Origin of the sequence: Micromonospora sp. H61, assembly GCF_018070325.1 — a bacterium.
Taxonomy (GTDB): Bacteria; Actinomycetota; Actinomycetes; order Mycobacteriales; family Micromonosporaceae; genus Micromonospora; species Micromonospora salmantinae.
In genome coordinates, this window is record NZ_JAGPXY010000168.1 from 1 (window position 1) to 3,154 (window position 3,154).

1 protein-coding gene is annotated in these 3,154 nt (G+C 66.7%); it reads left to right on the forward strand.

Going from position 1 to position 3,154, the window contains the following annotated elements:
* On the forward strand, positions 1-1,687 hold a 1,687-nt coding region (locus KBX08_RS32680; RefSeq protein ID WP_210787620.1), incomplete at its 5' end, for a tetratricopeptide repeat protein.
* Positions 1,688-3,154: the final 1,467 nt, after the last annotated feature.

Here is a 3,154-nt window from a genome sequence, read left to right on the forward strand (position 1 = left end):
CACCACCCTCATGCACTTGTGTTCCGCCCTCGCTGCGGCCGACCGCAGGCCCGCTGCGGTGCCGCTAGCCCAAGAGGCCACCGGGATCCTCAGACGACTCGCCGACCAGAATCCCGCCGAACACGACGTGCGTCTCGCGACGGCATTGACCAACCTCGGTTCGTATCTGTCCGCGGACGCCGACAACGACGCCGCCCTCGAGGTGGCCGCATCGACAGTTGCCGTGTACCGCAAGCTCGCCGCAGCAGACGGGCGCCACGAAAAGCGCCTCGCGGTAGCACTCAATAACCGTGCTGCCTACCTCGCGGCAGCCGAACGCCACACCGAGGCGCTGGAGTCGGCGCGTGACGCAGTTTCCCGTTTCATGCGCCACTATGAAGAGAACTCGACCGCAGACGTCGCCACCGCGGTCACCCTGCATCACCATCTGGCAGTACAGCTGCACCATGCCGGGCTTGCCGACGAGGAGTATACCGCTCGGGCGCAGGCGGTGAATTTTGCGACAGCGGCAGGCCTCACCGAACAAGTGCTCGCCGCCCTCGGCGAACTCATCGATGCCGCACGCCGGCAAGACCGCAACATCGAAGCACTGGCGGCATCCGAGGAACGCCTGGCCCTGCTGCGGCAGACTGCGCCCGGCTCCGAAGCCCTCGTCCGGGCTCTGCTCATGCACGCGGCGCACCTCGCCGACCTCGGCCGTGCCGGGGAAGGGATCCCGTACGTCGAGGAATCACTGGAATGGTTGCGTGCGCTTGCCGTGCAGGACCCGGAGAACATCGATCCGGTGCTGCAGGCAGCGCTGGAATTTCTCGTGCGCCGCCGCCTCACCGACGAGGACTGGTCCGAAGCAGCGTCACTGATCACCGAGCTGGCAGCCGTCTACCAGCGCCAGTTCGCCGATCGTTCGCCGGCGCAGTTGCTGACCTTCGCCAACCTGATGCGCCAGCACGACGTGGTCTTGCAGATGTTGGGACGCGAATCGGAGGCGATCACCGCGGCGCAGTGGCGCACTGCTGTGTTGTCTGAGATCGACAGTGACGATGTCCGGGCCGAACTGGCACTCGCCCTGCGGGATCTGGGAGGCCGGCTCCATGACATGGACCGGGATATTCCTGCGTTGGAGGCACTCGAGCAGTCGGCGGCCATCCAGCGTGACCTGTGTGATATTGAAAGCCCGGACCTCGACGCGGTGACGAGGCTGGTCGGCACTCTCGGGATGATCGACAAATGTCTGGTAGCTCTGAAATGGCTGTCCGAAGCACATCGAGTCACCGCAGAAGCGGTGCAGCTGCACCGGATCCTGAACGCCGCGCAGCGCTGGGACTTGGCAGACGCGCTGATCAACCACGGCTTTCGCCTGTCCTACGTCAAGCGATACGACGAAGCGATCGAGACTGCTGCCGAAGGCCTCAGCCTGCTGCGTGACCTCTACACAGCCGAACCCGAGAATGCTCGCCCGCACCTAGCCCGCGCTCTCTACGCCGCAGCGTGGATACGCTACATCGGCCAACGTGATCTTTCCGCGGCGCGGGAGCTCGCGGGGCAAAGCGCGGACCTCATCCGCGACCTGGTGCCCGGCGGACAGCCCCAATACGCCGGCCTGCTTCGAGGGGCAACGGCCCTGCTTACGGACCTGACGGCGGCAGACGTCGCTGGCACGGCATGCGACCAGGCAGTCAGCGAGTGAGTGGTGGTGGGTGAAGAGCCCGGTCCGGGCCGGGCGGTGAGGTAACACGATCGAGACGGGCCGGCCCTCCCGTTCTGCGGTTGGGCCGGCGGCGGTATTGCCGGCAATAGCCGGGGCGCGATCTGATGGGGATGTCGTGTGGCCCTCGGTCACGGTCGTCGCGGTGGATGGTCGGGCTGACCGTGGCCACCGGCGTGCTCAGGCATCTGGCTGCGGCCGCGAGCGACAGGGTGGCGAACCGCTCGTTGTCGACGCGGACGGCGAAGGCTCACCGTCCCCGGTTGAGCTCCCACAACTCGTCGTCCGTCGAGGTTTCCCGCCAGCCCACCCAGGCACGTCCGAGCGGATCTCCAGCCGGCACTTCGCGAGCAGGGAAAGCTGACAGTTCACGGCCATCCGCGCATCCTGCCGCCCGGCCGTGCCCACCACCAGGACCGGTCAGCTAGCCGACACGACGACACCGAACGAACTCGACTTCTCTACTCAGACTCAGGATTGTCGACGCTAGATGCAGGTAGGAGCGGCCGTCGGAGCGCTCGCGGAGCGACTCGGGAACGACGCCGGGTCTCCTGTCGAGAGCGGCAAAAACCCTGCTGACCTCGGTATGCCACTTGGCGATCCTGCCTGACCTCTCAGCCGGCCGCCGCCGACCCGGCTGGCGCCACACCGCTGCACCAGCACCCGAGCGACCGGCTCAGCAGGCGGTGGTCGCTGATCAACCCACCGAAGTTCCTGCCCGGCCCTGCTGCGCGTGTACCTCGACGGCACCGAGCCGACCCTGCGGCGACGCGCCCCAGGGTGTTCGCGCTTCGTGATCGATCGCCTACTCTCTGGCGTGCAAGGCTGTTCCACACTGGTTAGACGGGTCGTCGAGGGAGGTCAGCGTGCCGAGTAGCATGCGTAGTGAGCAGGGTCGGAAGCGCCGGCAACCATCACTTCGTCGGCGGCTTTGGCGCACGCCACCAGGCAGTGGTCGCCTCCGCTCTCCCGGTTACAGGCCGCCGCCTTGGAGCGTGTGGGTAGGTATCGTCCTGAGCGTTGTGTCCGCCGCCGCTCTCGTGTTTGGCGGGCGGGGGTCTCAACATTTACCAGCTCCTCTGGAGCCGCCGAACTCCGACCAGCTCCGGTATCGCGCGACGATCGAAAAGGAACGACAGGCACTCTTCGACGGCACGCTCTACTCCATCACTCCCCCCCGGGTATCCGTGGACACGGAATTTCCCCTGAGGGTCTTCCTCTGCGGGCCCGATGCCCGCGCCGATCCCTGCGTGAACTCGACGATGACGACACGACCCGGCGCGACCGCGACGGCACCACCCTCTGTGCAGGCGACTAGTGCCCTACTCGGTGGACGAGTGGAAGCACGCCTGACCAGCGGCGACTCGCGCATCAACATCAGGCAGGTTGACGCGTGGCCCATCCAGCCAGTGACAGGCCGCGCCGACGTTGGCTGGTGGCTATGGGCGG